Source organism: Pseudomonas grandcourensis, assembly GCF_039909015.1.
GTDB lineage: Bacteria > Pseudomonadota > Gammaproteobacteria > Pseudomonadales > Pseudomonadaceae > Aquipseudomonas > Aquipseudomonas grandcourensis.
The window spans coordinates 4,138,315-4,156,931 of the sequence record NZ_CP150919.1 but is presented as its reverse complement, the minus strand read 5'-3'; the positions used below and the strand labels follow the sequence as shown (position 1 = coordinate 4,156,931).

Below are 18,617 nucleotides of genomic sequence, written 5' to 3'. Positions count from 1 at the left end.
TGGTGGTTGTGCGCAGGGCGCTTCGGCGCGCCGATTTCTTGGCTCATCGGTCTGCTAACCTGCGCACAGCTGCCTCCCATATCGTTTAGCAGCGAACGGGTTGTAGCCTCACTCTTATGAGGATAGAGCCAATGTTCAAGGTCACCCCCAACCCGCCGGACACCGATCCGGCATCCCCGTACGAACCCGATTCAAACAAACTCACCGAAGCCGCCAAGCGCACCCTCGATTTCCACTTCCCCTCGACTGCCGATATCAAAGCCACGCCGCGTACGGTCAGTACCTTGTTTACCGTCGACCCGCAGGTTGATACCGAAACCTTGGTGGTTTATCTGGTTGAGACGCTGGCCTCGGTGGATGTGATGGTTCACCAGTTGGTGGATCACTTGGACGGTGGATCGCGCAATGCGCTGCTGGGGATTTCCAACAGTGTGATGTTGGCGGAGATCACGGCGAACCGGGTGCTTGATCAGATTGATCCGCCTGAGTAGGTGCGGTTCGCTTGAGAGAGTGGGTTGCTCACGGTGATGCGCGGCGGTCTCTTTTTTGGGGCTGCTGCGCAGCCCAACGGGGGCAAGCCCCCTCGCCACAGGTTTCTCGGCGTTTGAACAATCAGGACTTCGCTTCCTTGGTCCCCAGCACATCGCGGATGTTGTCCACCACATTGCTGTCCTTGATCACATCATTCAGCCAACCCTCGAGCGGCATGTTGCCCCATTTGATCGCCCGTTCGATCAGGTAGGGGACGGGGCTCTGGGGTTCGGTCTGCTTGAAGAACTGCGCGATGCCCGCCAGCAGGGTGAATGCCTCGTCGCGGGTTTGCGGTGTGGTGCGCAGCGGTGTGACTGGGATGTCTTGCTGGGTCTGGGTCATTGCGGCACCTGCAGGTTGTGCGCCAGCGTTTTCGGAGACGGTCGGGGTGGGCGCGACAGGGGCCGGGTGCAGTTCGATACCGCGATCCTTGAGCAGTTTCTCGGCCAGTTGGCCTGCGCGGGACAACACGTCATGGAGCCCGGCAAAACTCGGCGCGTCGTGGCCGAACAGCCTGTCGGCAGTGCTCTGCAGTTGCTGGCAGGCGTTCACGCTGGCGGCGATTTCGGCGGCCTTCTGGCGCAGGTGATCGGAGTCGGTCAGCACCACCGAGCGCTGGAACACCTCGGCGTTGATCTTGCCTTCGTCGAGGGCGGCGCGCATGGCCTGGGGGTTCTGCAACGCCAGGTTTTCGACGTGCCGGGACTCGTCATATCGCAGCAGGCCGTACTGTTGGCCTTGGGTGATGGGCAGTCCGCCCACCACATCCGCCAGCGACGTTTTCATCCACGCCAGGCGGGCAGCGCGTTCATCGACCCCATCTTCGAGGGAAGGGAAGAGGCCGGTCCAGAAATTGTCCAGCAGGCGTTCGGCCAGGGTCAGGCCGAAGGTGATACCGGTGAAATGATATTTGTGCGCCAGGGCTTCGCTGAGCCAGGCGACGAGCATCAGGTCCTTGCTCTGTCGAGCAAGGCCCTGGGCAGCCAGGGTGAGGGTCAGATCCCAGTCGGATGACTTCAGATCGGTTTGCCAGTCACCCTGGGTCAGGTAATCGGGGTCTGCTCGCCGTGCTTCTTTCACCTGATCGAACAAGGTGGAAAAGCTCAGGTCTTCGCCGCTCCCCTCATTGATGGGCGCGGTCAGTTCGGCCAGCGAAAGGTCGTTGAGAAATTCAGACATGGGAAACTCTGATCAGACTAAAAGAACACCGCGCCCGCCGGGCAGGCACGGTGCCGAAAACGAGCCGCGTGCGCGGCCCGTCATTACCACGGTGTTATGCGAAAACCTTGTTCGCGGTGCGATCCCAACCACCGGTGACGTTGCCGCCGCCCTGGCCATCTGCACGGCTCTGCTGGGTGTAGGTGGTCTTGATGCGGGCGAAGTTGAAGCTGATTTCTTCGATCGGCAGATCGCCAACCGCTTTGTCTTCACCGTTCTGGCTGCCGCCGGCGACCGCTTTCACGGACGACACCACGACTTCTTCCAGGTTGATGGTCAGGTAGGTCACCTTGTCGCCACCGGCACGGTTCACGTTCAGCTGGATCTTGGCGATGTGCGTGCCTTTGCAGCAGGCTTCGAACAGCTTGGCAGAAGCCTTGTCCACGGCTTTGCGGATGCTGAAGTCGCTCAACGCAACACGCTCCGACGAAGCACCGCCCGAAGAGCTGGCCGTCGCGGAAGTCGCCTGGGTTGCGCCGTACTCGTAGCCCAGCACTTCGATCCAATCCTTGTGTTTGTCGTCCAGAACTTCACCTGGAATGCCGTCGATCTGGATGTATGCGTCAAATGCCATTTCTATTTTCTCCTTACCTTCATTTAAAGGGCTGTCACCTGCAAGCAGGTCGCAACCCTTCGTTTTAACCTCTTTGAATCGATCAACAGAGGTGTCTTATGCCGGCCCGGGTCTCTCGTCGAGATGACCCGGGTACCGGTATTTCTTCACAAGGCGCGCATGCTCAGTTGAGTGCCCGCACTTCGATTTCTACCCGCCGGTTAGGCTCAAGGCAGCGGATCAGCAGGGCCCTTGGCTGCTGCATATCGCACTTGACCAAGGGCTTGTTGCTGCCTTCGCCGACGGCTTCGACCAGCTCGCCGGGTACGCCTTTGCCCACCAGGTAGGTCTTGATGGTTTGCGCCCGCTGTTTGGAAACCTGCAGGTTGCCTTGGGGATCGCCGAGCTGATCGGCGTGCCCGGCGATGATGATTTTTCCGATGTTGGGAGTGCTGAGCAGCTTGCCGGCAATCGCGCTGAGCTGGCTTTGGCCTTCAGTCTTCAGGCTCTGGAAGTCGGCACGGGCGAAAGCGAACAGGGTGTCCGACTCCAGCGTGATGGTTTCGATCGAGCGCAGCGATTGGGTCAGCAGGCTGTTGATGTAGTTGCGCGAGCTGGAGATCAGGAACGCGTTGTCGAGGATTCGCGGCACGTCCGGCTCGTGAATCTGGTCGCTGTAAAAATTGATCTGGCGGCTGGCGAATTCATAGTCCGAGGCGGCGACACTGGCGTTGCCGACCTGACGGGCAATCGCCGGGTACCAGTAATCCGGGATTTTCGCTTTCAGGAACCCAGGGTCGGCCTTTTCACGCTGGGCACGGGACAGCATGACGTAGGTGTCCAGCGTCGCCTTGCCGAAACCTGCGATGGATTGCGCCCGGTTGTCATTGGGCAGCGCCTTGGGTTCAACGCTGTCCACGCCGGTCACGGGCATCAACTCTTTGGCATTGCGCTGATAGACCTTGAGGGTGGTCAGCAAATACAACGAGCGGGTCAGGTTGTCGGCCGTGGGCTTGAGCATCACGCTTTCCAGTCGGTCGAAATAGTGGCTGCGCACCAGTGGTTCTACCTTGTAGCCTTGATAGAGCCCCAGGCGCATGCGCAGCGGCACGCCTTCGTCGTGATGCTGCGCGTAGTAGTGCGCAGTCCAGAAACGCAGGCGATCCAGGGTTTGCCAATCGGTGTACTGAGCGGGTACTGAACGGTCGTCGACGCCAGCCTGGGTCAGTTCTGCCGAGAGACTCTGCAAGGTGTTCCTGTTGTTCACATACGACCAGCCCAACAGGCTGCACAGCAGCACCGCGATCACTGCGGCACCGCCGATCCAGGTCGCCCGGCGCCGACGCTCGCGGTGATTGGTGGTGTACAGCGCCACCAGGTGCTGGTCGGGAATGATGACTTTGCGGAACAGACTGTTGATGAACAACGGGCGCGGTTGCGCGTGACCGTTGGCGATCTCCCGATCACCTTCCAGCGAAAAACGCTCGGTCACTTGCCGTGCGTGTCCACCCAGTTCCGGCTGGTCTGCGTCCAGTGCACTGGTGAAATAGAAGCCGCGCAGCAGTTCCGCACTTTGATAAGGGTTGGCGCGCAACAGGGCATCGACGAACAGTTGAAGCCGTGGCTTGAGGGCTGCCAGTTCCAGCGGGAACCGATACACCGCCGAATCCTGCCGGGTGATCTGGATGTCCTGGGTGACCAGTTGCTGGCTCGCCACTTGTTGCCAATAGCTGACCAGCTCGTCCATCGCGACGCCGAAGCGCTGCCCCCAGTCGGCCTGCTCATAGCCTTTGTGGGAGAAGGTCTTGCCCATGACTTCGCCGCGTGCGGTTTCATCGAGTTGGCGATAGAAGGGCGCGAAACCGGGTACCAGGTCGCACTTGGTGAACACCAGGTAGACCGGCAGGCGCACTTCCAGCAGGGCATGGGTTTCCTGGATGCGTTCGCGCAGGCGCTTGGCGATGCGTTCCTGATCTTCGAGTGAGGCTTGCAGGATGTCGTGGATGCTGACGGTGACGATCAGGCCGTTGAGCGGCCGGCGCTGGCGATGCTGGCGTAGCAGTTGCAGGAACGCGCGCCATTTGCCGGCCTCTTCCTGGTTGTTCATGTAGCGGCCGGCGGTGTCCAGCAGCACGGCCTCGGAGCTGAAGAACCAGTCGCAATTGCGCGTGCCACCCAGACCTGCGACCCGCACGCCTTCGCGCTCGGCGTAGGGGAAATTGAGACCCGACTGGTAGAGCATGGTGCTCTTGCCTGCCGCGGGCTGACCGACCACCAGATACCAGGGCAGGGCATACAGCGCATCCTTGGGATTACTGCCCCGTGGCTTGTTGCTGTGCAGGCGTTCGATGCTCTGCAGCAGACGCTCGCGCAAAAGGCTGACTTCCTCGCGATCCGCCGGGCTCGCGTTCAACACCGCCTGATCGGCATCCTCGCGCAGCAGTCCTTCGAGGTTGTGATGCCGGGACACGCCCCGATAGAGCAGCAACACATAACCGGCGGACAGCACCAGGAACACCGCGATGCCGGTCAACAGGCTGTTTAGCGAACTGAAGCCGAACGCCCGCCCGATGCCCCACACCACGAAGATCGTGAGGAAAAAGCACACCCCTAGGATGTAGGGTTGATAGCGCAAGAAGTAATACTTGATCTTGTTCATACAGGCTTCGAATCCAGGGCATCGACAAAACGGTCGATAACGTCACCCAGCGGGCGGTCGATTTCGGGAAAGGTGTGTGTGCGGTGGTGTTCGTCAAAGTCATCGAAGGACGCCAGCACGTCGTAGCTTTGCGAGCGGTCACTGATGCCCGTCAGCACGCGGTAGGCGTCGCTGGTCTGACGCGATGCAAAACAGATCAGCCGGGGTCGCATGAAGTCGTCCGCCAGCAGGCTGATCTGCGGCACGGTGCGTTCCGGTGTCATTTGTGTCAGCCAGGTGACCCACAGATCGGCGGTCGGGTTTTTCAAGCCCCGTTCTGCCGGCAAGGGCAGGGCGATGCCGATCGGCGTCGCGTGAGCCAGGTGCCTTCTGAGGGCCTGAAGCCGGGTCAGCACGGCGTTGGTGACGAATTCCGGGTAGGCGCCTTCGAGCGCGGTGCTGATATCGCGCAAGTTGAAGTTCACCAGGAACTTGTCATGCACGCGCCGGAACAACTCGAAGTCCTGCCCTTGCAACGGGCGCAGGGCCTTGATGCGGTCGAACAGCACTGAAGTGCTTTCGCCCTGGACGGCCATGTGCAGCAAGGGCCTGATCTGCCCGCTGAACAGTTCGCCCAGAGTGAACGGATTGACCAGGGGCTCGGCTTCGCTGGCCTTGAGGGTCTGGAAAATGAAAAACGGATAGCGCCGTCCACTCGAATCCCTCGAGCTTATCAGCCCGCCCAGCAACCAGTTGCCGCTGCGTGCGCGGTAGCTGAAAAAGCACAGCGGCAACCCGTCGAACAACTCGCGCCAGTCTTCGCGATGCTGCAGGGCGGCCAGCGCCCCTTGCAGCCAGCTATCGAACTCGCAGACGTCGTCGCCCGCACCTTGCAGGCTGACGAAGTCCGGGCTCGCGGGCACCTTGCCGAAGCAACCGATCATTGGCCGCAACCCTGCATCAAGGTTCGGCGGCTCACAGCGCTTGACCTTCTTTGCTGTTGAGCGCGCTCAATGCCTTGACGTTCGCCAGGTCCGTCAGCTTGACGCCGCCGTAGTTGCGCACGGCGAGGCTGACCGGGCCACTGCTGGTGTTCCAGCTGAAGCGTTGCTGGATACCGTCAAGATCGCTGACCCGTGCGCTGTCGTTCATGCGCAGCAAGCCCCAACGGCCCGGGTAATCGAACACTGTGATGCGCTCGCCGGTCAGGGTGACCACATCCAGGCGTGCGCCCGGCGTGGTGGTCGTGCCCGGCCACGAGAAGCGGCTCCAGCTGGTCTTGCCGTTGCGGTAGTGCTGCACCTGGCCGTCGAGGGTGAAGATGATGTCGGTGAGGTTGGCGGAAGGTTCGAGCATGATCTCGAAGCCGTTGTCGCGGTCCGACAGGCTGGCGATCACCTGGCCCAACGAGCTGGCCTTATCGATGCTGTTGACCATGTTCGGGTTGACCAGTGGCGTAGCCTTGCTGTTGCTGCTCATCCCCAGGCCTTCGCCACCGGACAGATTGCCGATTTCGTTGCGCTTGAAGTTCGGCAGCAGCCCGGATTCCGGGTCGACGAAACGCTGCAGATCCTTGACCGACGCTTCATTGCGGCTGCCGGGTGCAATCGGGTAACGGTGCGCCATGACCTGTTCCCAGGGCTTGGCAATCTGTTGCGCCCAGGCCTTGGCAATCTGTTGGCCGGCCGGGTCGCGCAGGGTTTCCCAGGCAAACTGGATCGGCAGGCTGAACAGGCCCTGCAACGAATCGGACAGGCCTCCCTGGCTGGTGTCGACGGTGGTCTCGACATAGTTGCGCACGCTGGTCACTTCACTTGGCAGCCCTTCGAGGGTTTCACTGATCAGCTGCTTGCTGCTTTTGCCAACATCCTGGGAGCGCTGGATGTTGTTCATCCGCACCTTGAGTTTGCGCAAGGCCGCGAGGTAGCGGTCCATGATCGTGCTGTCGGCGCCTTCGGCGTTTTGCACGGCGAACACCCGCGACACAGGCTCGAAGCGTTTCGCCAGGCTGCCGTCGTCGACCGCCGGCAAAGGCGAAATCAGCGCACTTGGCGAGGTGTTTTTCCCGTCGAAGATCCCGGTGACGCTGCTCCAGAATCCATCATCGGGCTTGATGCCCGCCGGCAGGGTTTCGCGAGGGGCAGGGACGTCCCATTGGGTGTTGTCGTTGACCGCCGCCAGGAGGGTTTTCACCGGCGAGTTCTGCACGTCGCTGAGCAGCGACAGTTGCTGGGTCGCATTGGCCATGTCGGTGAAATGACGAACGCCGACGCTGTCGATGAAGGTGTACCAGGCCTGTGTGTAGTCGCGCTTGTAGCGCGTCATGAACTCGCGGATGAAGTTGGCTTTCTGCACGATGCTGTCGCCGCCTTCGCCGTCGAGCACCCAGTCCGATTCGTTCTGCAGATTGCCCGACACCAGCTTGATCAGCTCAGGCTTGACGAACTGTTCCCAGCCCTGGCGGGTGAAAATCGCCGGGACCGCCTCGGTGCCGTACAGCAACTGACGGCCTGGCAGTGGCACCAGGTCGCTCAAGCCAACGGCCGGGAACTGTCGGCTGGATTCCAGTTGCAGACGCAGGTATTCACGGTCCACCAGCGAGCTGGAAATCATGAAGGACTTCAGGCTGTTGCGGGTATCGCTGATCAGCTGCTCGTTACGCGACAAAGTCGGTGCCTGGCCGTTCTTGAGCAATTGCACGTAGACCGGCGAGTTGTCCTGAATCACCGCGGTGCTGACAGGATTGTCGGCACTGGCGGTATTGGCCCAGGCCATCGGCAATGCGGCGCCGACGAACTCCGGGTCTGGATGGGTGCCGGGTTGCGTGAGCATCAGGTAGAGCTTCAGTGCGTTATAGGACTCGATGATGGACGCGACTTGCCGCTCATCCAGCCGGCCGAGCATTTCTTCGGACAACGAAAGCCCGCCGGTGGTCGCCGACAAATCCGCGGCATCGCTTGCGGTGGCAGGGTTGCGCAGTGCCGTCAGCGCTTCGCCGCGAGCCTTGTTCGCGGCACCCTTGGCGGCACCGGTCAGGCGGCTGGCGACATCACCGCTGTTGCGCGGCAGGTTGTTGAAGCGGACCGGCAGTTTCTGGCCTCGCACGCGGGCTTTGACCGAGTCGGCTTTGTTTGGCGCAGGCGCAAAGCTGTTTTGCGCATCCATGGTTTTGGCGAACTCATTGAAGGTGCGCATCTGCAATTGCAGTTGCAAGGTGACCGGTTCCAGCGCCTGGGTGCGCAGTTGCTGCAAGTAAGCGGCCTGCGCGACGCGGTAGATATCGTCACCACGATAGAGGCCAGCGCCGAGTTGCAGCGGCACACCCTTGGCACGGTGCTTCTCGATGGCCGAGAGTTGGTCGCGCAGCAGTTCCAGGCCCTGGCCCGAGGCGAGCAACCCGGCACGGTCCGGGGACTGTTGCAGCTCGGTCAGTTGCTCGCGCAGTGTGGCCAGCCACTGACGGTTGTTCTGGAACGACAGGGCTTGCCAGCCAATGAACGCAACCCCGGCCAGCACAGCCAGGCCCAGCAGGGCAGGGCTGGCGGAGGTGTTCTTGCCCAGGCGCGACTGATAGAGGGTCAGGTCACGGTCCGGGAAGATCACCCGACGGAACGTATCGGTGATGAAGTAGCTGCGGTCGCTGATTTTCCTGCCGCTGCTTGGCTCAGGTTGCTCATGTTCCGCTTGCTCTTGTTCCGGTTGCAATGCGAACGACTCGGCCAGGTCGTCTTCATACACCTGGCTCAACTGCTGGTCGGTCTGCAAGGCGCTGGTGAAATACAGCCCGCGCAGCAACAGCGGCGCACCGCTGCGACCGGTCTCGGCGAAGTGCTGGAGAAACTGCTCGAGTACCCCCGACAGCTCGGCGAAGTAGTTCGGGAAGTTCAACAGGGCGCTGTTGGCATCGGCACCCAAGGCAATCATCTGGGCGTCGACGTGACGGCGAATATGACCGTGCAGGTTGGCCAGCTTGGCATCCAGCACCGGGCGCAGGCCCTGGTTGCGGATCTCGGATAAACCGAAGGTCATGCCCAGCGGTTGCTGGCGCTCGTTCAGGTCCAGGCCTTCAAACGCCTGGCTGAAGCCCGGCAGTTGATCGGTCTTGCTCAGCATCAGGTAGATCGGCGGGCTGGCGTCCAGGCAATCGTTGTATTCCTCGATGCGCGACACCAGTTGGGCGGCCAGTTCGTTACGTTCGGCGGCGCTGCACGCCAGCAGTTCCGGCAGGCTCACCACCAACACCAGACCGTTGACCGCGGCCTTGCTGCGCTGTTTTTTCAGCATGCGCAGGAAGGCGGCGAATTCGCTGGCCGACGGGTCGTCCCGCAGGTAACGGCCGGCCGTATCGATCATCACGGCCTCGGGGCTGAAATACCAATCGCAATGCTGGGTGCCGCTTTCGGTGTCGTTGGCGCTGCTGGCAATGCTCGCGGACAGGCCCGAGCGGGTCAGCAACGAGGTCTTGCCCGCTGCCGACATGCCGATCACCAGGTACCACGGCAAATCGTAAAGCGCCGACGAACCGCCGCCACCGGCCGAGCGGTCGGCGCGCAGCATCGCGATGGCGTGCTTGAGGCGTTCGCGCAGCACTTGCTGATCGCGGAACTCGCCGGTGGATTTGAGTGAACGATCGACTTCGATCTGCACCAGGTTTTCAAGGTTGTGCTCGGCGCGGATCCGCTTGTACTGACGCAGCACAATGATCAGCAGGTAGAAGGCGCTGACGATCGCCATCGCCTCCAGTGCATAACCGCGCAGCCAACTCACGTGTGGGGCCACGAACCAGCAAACCGCCAGGCTCGCCAGCCACAGGACGGGGACGAGGAACCAAAAACTTTTTAACGAGCGCAATAATGTCTTCATGTCTTCCTGACTCGATTACCTGACCTGTTTTCAGGCACTGAACAGCTGGCTGATTTGTTCGGACAATGCGGCCAGGTCTTTGGCCAGCAACCAGTCCAGTGTCAGGTAGACACCCGCGCAGACCAGCGCAATCAGCGCCAGGTAGAGCCAGAGGGGAACCTCATGGCGCAGCATCTGCGAGACCTGGTCGGGCAAGGCCCAGTCAGGCGAGAGAGCCTTGGGTGTCTTGCGAAAACGCGCGATGTCCTGGCCCAGGGTATTGGCCAGGTAACGCAGTTGGTCCTTTTGCCCGAGGCTGAACTTGCCTTCGAAACCCAGGGCCAGGCACAGGTGGTAAACCTCGAGCACGTCGAGGTTCTGTTTGACGTCGCCACGCAGCGCATCGATTTTTTCGAAGAAGCCTTCGCCGGCCAGGTGCACGCCGAAATAGCGGAACTGCAACGGCTGCAATTCAAAGTGGCGACGCAACTCGTTGTCCCCGGAGCGCAACACGCTTTCATCGAGGAACGCACACAGGGCGTACTGGGTGTCTTTCACCTGTTCAACGCTGTAGTTGGCGCCACGGGCGTCGCGTTCCAGCGCCTTGAAGAAGGTGTCGACACTCGCCTCGAAGGCGCTGACCGAAGTCACCTGGCGACCCTTGCGCACGATCAGCGCCATGCTGATGAAGTCTTGCACCAGGTCTTTGAGGGTCGGTTTTTCACGGGCGGCCGCAACGGCGCCTTGCAGTACGGCTTCGGTCATTTGAGTACCGCCATCAGTTCAAGCTTGAGGTTGGTGAACGCGCTGGGCGCATAGAAAGAGATGGCCTGGGCACTCATCATTCGCTCATACACCCGGCCATGGGGCTCGATGGAGAAGTAGTGATTGTCCAGTCGCACCGGAATCGCATTGGGCAGGCGGGTCGAATGATTGAGGGTGACCCCCGGCATGGCGCTGTTGACCACCACTTCGATGTCTTCCGGCGAGCCGACCTTGAACGCCCGTGGCACCAGTTCCAGCAGGCTCGCGCCCGGCATGTCGGCGTGCACGGAGATGTAGAAGTCCGCCTCCGCCAGCCGTGGGTCGTGCAACTGCCCTTGCCAGTAGGAGGGTTTGGTCTGGGTCAGGTTGATCACCACACACTGGTTCGGCACCACGTTGTCGAGCAGCACGCGAATCATTTCGTCGAGCTTGACCAGCGAGGCCGCCGGGTCGTGGTGGTCGTACTCGGGGATGTCGTTGAGCTGGGTGTCCAGCGAAAACGTCAGCAAGCCGCCGGCGAGTTCGGCCAGGAACAGATACAAGCGCTCGGGGTGCAAGCGCGGATGCGCAAGCAGGTGCGCCAGGGCCGGGTGGGCGCGGTTCACCGTGTTCAACAGCCAGAACAGGGTCACGTCACTGGAGCCGAACTCGGCAATCTGGTCCGCGCGCTCGCGACGACGGCCCGACAGCGCCTTGCTCTTGGATTGCAGGGCGCCGAGCAAACGCTTGCCCAGGCCGATCAGGGTGTCGTGGGTGCCCAGGTGCAGCGTCGGGTGCACGAAATGCCCGTCGAGGTTGAAGCCGCCAATGTTGTTGCGCGACAGCCGGGCAATCGGGCACCAGGTGTAGCCATCGAGGTTGTCGCCGTCGATCAGCATCACCACGTTCAGGCGCAGGCTGGTGATTTCGTTTTCCAGGTCGCCTTCGTTGAGGTCCGGCAGGGTGTCGAACTGCTTGCGAAAGCGCCGCCCGGTCTTCTGCTCCTGGCCGTCTTCGACATAGTTCAGGCCGAAGGGCTCTGGCAGTTTCAGCGCGGCGTAGACCTTCAGGTCGTTACCCTTGAGCAGGTCCTTCAAGTCCCGGGCTGCCGGCAGCGGATCGTGCTGCGGCGCATCGAACAGGCTGCCGTCGGGAAACACCAGCTTCAGCCGCTTGAGCAGCAGGGAGCCGGTGGCGAGGGCTTCCTCGTCCACTTCCAGCAACTGCACGCCCCAGTGAAAAGGCGTGTTGCGCAGGGTCGCCTGCGCCAGCTGATGCTGGTGGAACTCATCCTGATACTGGAAATGCTGTGGCAAAAGGAACATGCCTTCGGACCACATCACCCGGCTGTGCTTACTCATTGAGCGCCTTCCAATAATGAATTCAATTTCGAGTCGACGGCTTTTTGCGTAGAACCAACGGCTTTGTCCTGGACCTTTTGCACCACGGCGTCCTGAACACGTTCGTTCAGTGTCGGTTCGGCAGACGGGTCGGGCTGGGCAGCGGCTTTAGCCAGTTGTTCCTGGGTCTTGGGTTTGTCCAGCACGTCGACGCCGCTGACGGCAGACACCGTGTTGTTGTCCACCAGCACCCGCAGGCCGTTGGAGGAGAACCAGATGCCGTCCTTGCGCAGGGAGTTGGCATCGAATGCGACCTTCCAGCGGCTGTTCTCGTCGGTGCGGAAAAAAGCCGCGACGCCGACGTACCCCGCCGCCTTGTTCAGCGGCCACTTGTCGACTTGCCCCATACCCGGCAACAAGGTGATTTCGCGGTTTTCGATCAGGGTATTGCCGAGGGCTTTTTGCGGGTCGTCCCACAGCGAGTCGGCATCCACCGACGCAAAGCGCTCCAGCGACGTCAGCTGGTACACGCGCAGCACCACCGAAAGCGGCTTGCCGGACGCGTCGGGATTGAGCTGGTTACCGCCGTCGGACGTCAGGATGACTTTCTCGTTGTCGTCGAACAGCATGTCGCCGGCCCACGTGTCGTCGACTCGCTTGCCGACCCGGTCGGTGACGCCACAGGCGCTCAGTACCGCCATCATCGCCACCGCCGTCAGGCATTTAGCCAATGCCGTTTTCGCGGGACGCTTCCCTGAATATCTCTTGTCCATGACCACTACCTGTAAATGCCCGATCAGTTCAGGCGATAGGCGAAATCGCCGTCGCTGCCCAACTCGATGTTCAAACTCTGAATCGGTTTGTCCTGCGCCATGCGCTCCAGGACCCGCTGGGCCAGTTCCGGCATCAGGGTCTTGGACAGAATGTTGTCGATGTTGCGGGCGCCGCTGTCGACTTCCGTGCAGCGCGAGGCAATGGCCTTGACCAGTGCCTCGTCATAGCTCAGGACGGCCTGGTGATTGCGCTCGAAACGCTGGCGAATGCGCGCAAGCTTGAGCGCGACGATGCGCTCAAGGATCGCGTCCTTGACCGGGTAGTAGGGGACGATGGTCAGGCGGCCGAGGAAGGCCGGCTTGAACACCTGGTTCAACTCGTCACGCAGCCCTTCGACGATGTCTTCCGGCGTCGGTTGCTGCTCGGTGTTCAGGCACCACTGCATGATGCGGTCGGTGCCGGTGTTGGAGGTGAGGATGATCACGGTGTTGCGGAAGTTGATCTCGCGACCTTCGCCGTCATCCAGCACGCCTTTGTCGAACACCTGGAAGAACAGTTCGAGCACGTCCGGGTGGGCTTTTTCCACCTCATCGAGCAGCACCACGCTGTACGGCTTGCGCCGCACGGCTTCGGTCAGCACACCGCCCTCGCCATAGCCGACGTAACCCGGAGGCGAACCCTTGAGGCTGGAGACGGTGTGGGCTTCCTGGTACTCGGACATGTTGATGGTGATGACGTTACGCTCGCCGCCGTACAGGGTGTCGGCCAGCGCCAGTGCGGTTTCGGTCTTGCCGACGCCGCTCGGGCCGAGCAACAGGAACACGCCGATCGGTTTGTTCGGGTCTTCCATGCGTGCGCGGGAAATCTTGATGCGCTTGCCGATTTCGTGCAGTGCGTGGTCCTGGCCGAGCACTCGCTCGCCCAGCAATGCCGGCAGACGCTGCACGGTTTCGATTTCGTCGCGCAGCATCTTGCCCAGCGGGATGCCGGTCCAGCCGGAGATCACTTCGCCGATGGTGCCGCCATCCACCAGGGCATGCACCAGCGGTTGTTCACCCTGGACGCTGGCCAGTTCGGCGCGCACCGCGGCAATCTCCTGGGTATCCGGTACCTGATTCTCCGGGTGGCTGAGGGCGCCGAGTTGTTCCACCAGTTGCAGCTCGCGTTGCCACTGTTGTTCGAGGGCATCGCGGGTCTGCTGTTCGCTCAGGAGTTCGGTATTGAGGGCGGTCAAGCGGCGGGCATGGTCGCTGCCTTTGGCGGCTTCCTGTTGCAGTACCGAGATCTCCGCCTGCAGGTTGTCGATCTGGCGTTTGCAGTCTTCCAGCGGCCCCGGCTGTGCCGATTGCCCCAAGGCGACCCGGGCGCAGGCGGTGTCCAGCACACTGACGGCCTTGTCCGGCAGTTGGCGTCCGGTGATGTAGCGATTGGACAGGCGCACGGCCTGCACCAGCGCTTCGTCCATCACGGTGACCTTGTGGTGTTCCTGCATCTTGGCCAGCAGGCCGCGCAGCATGTGGATCGCCTTGTCTTCGTCCGGCTCTTCGACCTTCACCACCTGGAAGCGGCGGGCCAGGGCGGCATCTTTCTCGAAGTACTTCTTGTACTCGGCCCAGGTGGTCGCCGCGATGGTGCGCAGTTCGCCGCGAGCCAAGGCTGGCTTGAGCAGGTTGGCGGCATCGTTCTGCCCGGCCTGGCCGCCGGAACCGATCAGGGTGTGCGCTTCGTCGATGAACAGAATGATCGGGTGCAGGCTGCGTTTGGTTTCTTCGATGACCGACTTGAGGCGGTTTTCGAATTCGCCTTTCACCCCGGCTCCGGCCTGCAACAGGCCCAGGTCCAGAGTGTGGATGGCAACGCCCTTGAGCACTGACGGCACGTCACCTTGAACGATGCGCAGGGCCAGGCCTTCAACCACGGCGGTTTTGCCGACACCGGCTTCACCGGTGAGGATCGGGTTGTTCTGGCGGCGGCGGGTCAGGATATCGACCATCTGCCGCACTTCGAACTCGCGACCGAGCACCGGATCGATCCGGCCTTCGCGCGCGCTTTGCGTGAGGTTGATGGTGTATTGATCGAGGGCCGGGGTCTTGCCGTTGCCTTTGACCGTGCTGGCGCTGGCGACGTCGGCAGTGCCCAGCGGTTTGGTCAGGGCCGATTCGGCGCTGCCTTCCACCAAGGCGTTGAGGTTCACGCGCAAGTCGTCGGCGTTGATTTTCTCCAGCTCGGCGGCGCCAGCGATGACCACCCGGCGCAGTTCGTCGTCATCGAGCAAGGCCTGCAACAGATGGCCGGTGCGGATCTGTGCCTGGCCGAACTCGATGGAGGCCAGGACCCACGCCTGTTCGATCATGCGGGTCAGGTGCGGCGACAGCGCCGGGGTGCGTGTATTGCCTTTTTTGAATGTCCCCAGTGCTGTCACCAATTGCGCCTGCAAGCGTTCAGGCACTACGTCGTAATGACGCAGGATGGCCGGCAGGTCGTTGTCGTGGCTGTCGAGTAACTGCAACAGCAGGTGCTCGATTTCGACATCGTAGTGGTGTTCCGACAGGCACAGCGCCGCGGCGCTTTCGGTGGCGGTACGGCTGGTGTCGTTCAGCTTGGCGAACAGGGACTTCAGGTTCACAGGGAGACCCCATCAAAAGGAATGTGAAAGAGCGCGCAACGGGAAGGCTCCACGTCGACGCCTGGTCGTTTGAGCCAGCCGAGCCGGCCCAGCGAAAGGTTGCCCAGGCGACCCAGGCGGGCGACGGGTACGGACTGCGGTTTGAGCTTTGGCGCCAACTGGAAGTCGAGTTCCGCGCCGACGTAGAAGCGCACCAGCTCAACCAGCTTCTGGTAGTCCTCGGTGCCTGTCTGGAAGCGTTGATAGTCGGCCAGTTCCAGCGGGCCCATCTCGATGCGCACGCACGACTGGTAGTCCCAGACCCGATTGCCGGCGACGGCGCTTTGCCCGAGCACGGCGTTCTTGCGCCCCAACTGCGTGCATTGGCTGGCGTCGAGTTTCAGCCAGCGACCGGCAAACGGCTTGACCTTGAATGGCAGCGAAAAATAAAAGCTGAGCATCACTTCCAGGTTCAACGCGTTGCGTGGTTTCTGGGCGAACAGGCCGGAGAAATAGCTGAACAGTTCGCGGCGCAGGGGCGAGCCTTGCCTGTCGAATTTCTGCTTCTGTGCCTCGGGGCCGAAACCCACCAGATTGAGCAGGTAGCGGTCGAAATCCGAGGTGCCGTTGCGTTCGTACTCGATGTAGAACTTGTACTTCTGCCAAGCCTCGTAGAACAGCGTGGTCATGCGGTGCGAAAAGATGTCGAGGAACGCATGGGCCGCGTCATCCCGGTACTGGATGTGCCGCTCGATCAACAGCTCGGTGTACGGGCGCGGCAACACGCCCGACGGCCCGACCAGCCCCATGAAGGTGACTTGCATCTCGGACAGCGGCAGGCCGGCCACGGACACCTTGCCTTCACGCTCGAACTGCAGATCGCTGACTTCACTGGCCGGGAAGTTGAGCGACAGCTGCGAGCGAAAACGCAAAGGGTCCTCGTGCGGTCGGGTTTCCAGGTCCATGCGCCCGGTTCTGCTGTAATGCAGGCGAAGCAAGCGCACCAACTGGAAAAACTCGAATCGGTGCGGCTCAGCCCGTGCCTGGTCGATCAGACCAGGGGTTGATCGCCGGTTCGCGGTGGCCATTGGACGACTCTCTTTTCGCGCTGCAAGGTGCGAAGGGTTAATTGGGTAAAGCTGTTCATGGAGCAGTACTGACCGAAGAAGTGATCGAGCACCATGCCGAACAAAAACACACCGCTGCCGGTGTACTGGCTTTCATCGAAATTGAGGGTGATGCCGACGCCGCGCACGAAGTTCGGCCGTGGGTGGCCGATGCGTGCAACCACAGGTTCGCTGCTGACCGAGACGATGCCGTTGATCTGTTTACGGATCGCCGAGACGTTGCGGTAGTTGTAGAGCGACAACAGCTCCAGCAGCACTTCGCGACCACGGGACACCAGCGACATGTGGTTCAGCGACAGGTGCGAAATCAGCCGCCAGATCACGCCGTTGCCCAGCGGCACACGCGCGGTGGCGGTGGGCTTGCGCAGGCAGCGGATGTCCTTGATCACCGAGTTGCCGGGGATATTGAAATCGCCACGCTCACCACCGAACGGCAGCATCAGGGGCAGGTCACGGTTGCTGCAGGTCAGGCGGATGCTCAGCGCATCGTTGTTGGCCTCCATCAGCCCCAGTTCGCGATCCACCACCCGGATAAACACGTTCGAGCCATCGCGCTGGCCGCTCTGTACCGCACGGCGCCGGGCAATCCAGAAGCTTTGGCCGGGACCCTGATCGCCTCGGGGTTCGAAAAACGGATGGCAGGTGCCGACCTGATCGATACCGCCGACCTTGCGCACGCGCCGAACGCGATCGATGGACACCACTTCGGCCGAGCCTTGCAGGCGCACATCCGGCGTCACCGCGTACTCGTGCTGGGCGTGGGTCAACTTGATCGGTTCGGCCTGCTGGCGGAACAGGTTGATGATCGGCGTGCAATTGAGCTTGAAGTTATTGCGCCCGATGTTTTGCGTCAGGCGCGCCAGGCGATCGCTCAGGTCGTAGTCGGAAAAATAGAAATTGACCTCGACTTTCTCGACGTCCTTGCCCGCCAGAATCCGTGCAAAGCCCGACAGGTCGAAGAACATGAACTTGTCGGGGAAGGTGAAGTACTCGTGCAGCAGGCGGTAGCCGAGGAACGAGCGCTCGGAGTAGTCCACCAGGCCTTCGTCCAGGCCGTAGCCGACGGCTTTCAAGGCGTTGGCCGGCAAGACGACTTCGCGCGTACGCCCCTGATCTTCGAAGCTCAGCGTGGCCTTGGCCAGGTTGTTGAACAGCAGTTCGTACAGCTGCAGCATCAAGGTGCTTTCGCCGTCGAGGAAGAACCGCAGGCGGTCGAGTTCCAGCTTGCCGAACAGCACGTCGGAGGTCGCCGCCAGGCCGATGCGCAAGCGCGCGACCAGGTCGGCGCTGTGGCCGTTGAACGCTGAGCGCTCCATCTCGATGAACGACGCCTGCTGCACCGCCACCGGCCACAGTTCGACCGGGTAGCAGGTGCGGAATTTACACACCACGCCATCGATCGGGTTGGCGCTGAGTTCGGTATGCCGGGGCACACGGAAGGCTTCGGTGACTTTTTCCTGCTTGCCCAGGTTGAACTCGACGATCGACATCGACGGGGTAGGGCGCAGGTAGTGCGGGTACAGGACCTCGAGAAACGACTCGACGATTTCCGGCAGCTCGTCATCGAGTTTTTTGTGCACCCGCGCCGACAGGAACGAGAACGCTTCGATCAAGCGCTCGGTATGCGGGTCTTCGCAGTTATCGCCCTCGATGAGCAACCGCGAAGCGATTTTCGGGTACTGGCTCGCAAACTCCTGGCCCAAAAAGCGCAGGTGCGACAGTTCCTTTTCGTAGTAGGGCAGCAGATCGTCGAGCATCAGTTGAGGTTCTGCACTTTGTATTCCTGGGTGTTGACCTGCAGCACCGCGTCGAAGGACACCTGACGGGTGACGTCTTGCAGGCGCAGGACCGCGTCCACACGAAAGGTCAGCATGCGTTGGCCGGTCTGTTGGGCGAGCAGTTGCACCTTGACGCTGCGAAAGCGCCGGTCGCCGACCGAGATCGCTTTCTCCAGTTGCCGCTGGATCAGCAGGCGATCCTTGGGATCAAGCACGCTGCGGCTGGTGAAGTCCGGCATGCCGTAGTCGAGGATGCTGCCGCTGAGGTTGACGAAACCCTCCAGCTCGTTGGCGACCAGGGACTGGCGGGTGTTGACCAGGATCTCCAGGTCGCGAACGATGCTGGCCTTGTAATCGGCCAGCGAACACAAGCGTTGCGAAGACGCTTCGATGGACTGATGCGGACGATCGTCCAGCAATCGGTCCAGCAGTGATGGCAACAGCTTGTGTTGACTGGTCATGGTGCC

Annotated in this window: 13 protein-coding genes; 1 reads left to right on the top strand and 12 read right to left on the bottom strand. The window is 61.5% G+C overall.

Annotated elements, in window-relative coordinates; translation table 11 throughout:
* The first annotated feature begins 131 nt into the window (after positions 1-131).
* The gene (locus AABM52_RS18470; RefSeq protein ID WP_347907351.1) at positions 132-491 is read left to right on the top strand and encodes a hypothetical protein; all 360 of its coding nucleotides are present in this window, start codon (positions 132-134) and stop codon (positions 489-491) included.
* Positions 492-612: 121 nt separating this feature from the next.
* Here AABM52_RS18470 and tssA read toward each other — a convergent pair whose 3' ends face one another.
* The 12 genes from tssA to tssE form a co-directional block, all read right to left on the bottom strand.
* Positions 613-1,710: a type VI secretion system protein TssA gene (gene tssA, locus AABM52_RS18465; protein ID WP_347907350.1), complete on the bottom strand. Its 1,098-nt coding sequence runs from the start codon at positions 1,708-1,710 to the stop codon at positions 613-615.
* Positions 1,711-1,804: 94 nt separating this feature from the next.
* On the bottom strand, positions 1,805-2,323 hold the full coding sequence (locus tag AABM52_RS18460; protein WP_007978712.1) for a type VI secretion system tube protein Hcp: 519 nt from the start codon (positions 2,321-2,323) through the stop codon (positions 1,805-1,807).
* 163 nt (positions 2,324-2,486) lie between these two features.
* The gene (gene tssM, locus AABM52_RS18455; RefSeq protein ID WP_347907349.1) at positions 2,487-4,961 is read right to left on the bottom strand and encodes a type VI secretion system membrane subunit TssM; all 2,475 of its coding nucleotides are present in this window, start codon (positions 4,959-4,961) and stop codon (positions 2,487-2,489) included.
* The gene (gene tagF, locus AABM52_RS18450) at positions 4,958-5,884 is read right to left on the bottom strand and encodes a type VI secretion system-associated protein TagF (RefSeq protein ID WP_347907348.1); all 927 of its coding nucleotides are present in this window, start codon (positions 5,882-5,884) and stop codon (positions 4,958-4,960) included. The genes tssM and tagF overlap by 4 nt, the downstream gene beginning before the upstream one ends.
* A 31-nt stretch (positions 5,885-5,915) precedes the next feature.
* Complete coding sequence (locus AABM52_RS18445) at positions 5,916-9,803, bottom strand: type VI secretion protein IcmF/TssM N-terminal domain-containing protein (protein WP_347907347.1); 3,888 nt, start codon at positions 9,801-9,803, stop codon at positions 5,916-5,918.
* A 30-nt stretch (positions 9,804-9,833) separates the two neighbouring features.
* The gene (icmH, locus tag AABM52_RS18440; protein ID WP_046042544.1) at positions 9,834-10,547 is read right to left on the bottom strand and encodes a type IVB secretion system protein IcmH/DotU; all 714 of its coding nucleotides are present in this window, start codon (positions 10,545-10,547) and stop codon (positions 9,834-9,836) included.
* The gene (tssK, locus tag AABM52_RS18435) at positions 10,544-11,887 is read right to left on the bottom strand and encodes a type VI secretion system baseplate subunit TssK (RefSeq protein ID WP_347907346.1); all 1,344 of its coding nucleotides are present in this window, start codon (positions 11,885-11,887) and stop codon (positions 10,544-10,546) included. The genes icmH and tssK overlap by 4 nt, the downstream gene beginning before the upstream one ends.
* Positions 11,884-12,639: a type VI secretion system lipoprotein TssJ gene (gene tssJ / locus AABM52_RS18430; protein ID WP_347907345.1), complete on the bottom strand. Its 756-nt coding sequence runs from the start codon at positions 12,637-12,639 to the stop codon at positions 11,884-11,886. Before tssJ ends, tssK begins: the two co-directional genes overlap by 4 nt.
* Before the next feature lie 23 nt (positions 12,640-12,662).
* Entirely contained in the window at positions 12,663-15,266 is a 2,604-nt protein-coding gene (tssH, locus tag AABM52_RS18425) for a type VI secretion system ATPase TssH (RefSeq protein WP_347907344.1), read from the bottom strand.
* Entirely contained in the window at positions 15,263-16,333 is a 1,071-nt protein-coding gene (gene tssG, locus AABM52_RS18420) for a type VI secretion system baseplate subunit TssG (protein WP_347907343.1), read from the bottom strand. Before tssG ends, tssH begins: the two co-directional genes overlap by 4 nt.
* Complete coding sequence (gene tssF / locus AABM52_RS18415; protein ID WP_347907342.1) at positions 16,297-18,129, bottom strand: type VI secretion system baseplate subunit TssF; 1,833 nt, start codon at positions 18,127-18,129, stop codon at positions 16,297-16,299. Before tssF ends, tssG begins: the two co-directional genes overlap by 37 nt.
* Positions 18,129-18,611, bottom strand: coding sequence for a type VI secretion system baseplate subunit TssE (gene tssE, locus AABM52_RS18410; protein WP_160389451.1), 483 nt, complete (start codon positions 18,609-18,611; stop codon positions 18,129-18,131). Before tssE ends, tssF begins: the two co-directional genes overlap by 1 nt.
* Between the last annotated feature and the right edge of the window lie 6 nt (positions 18,612-18,617).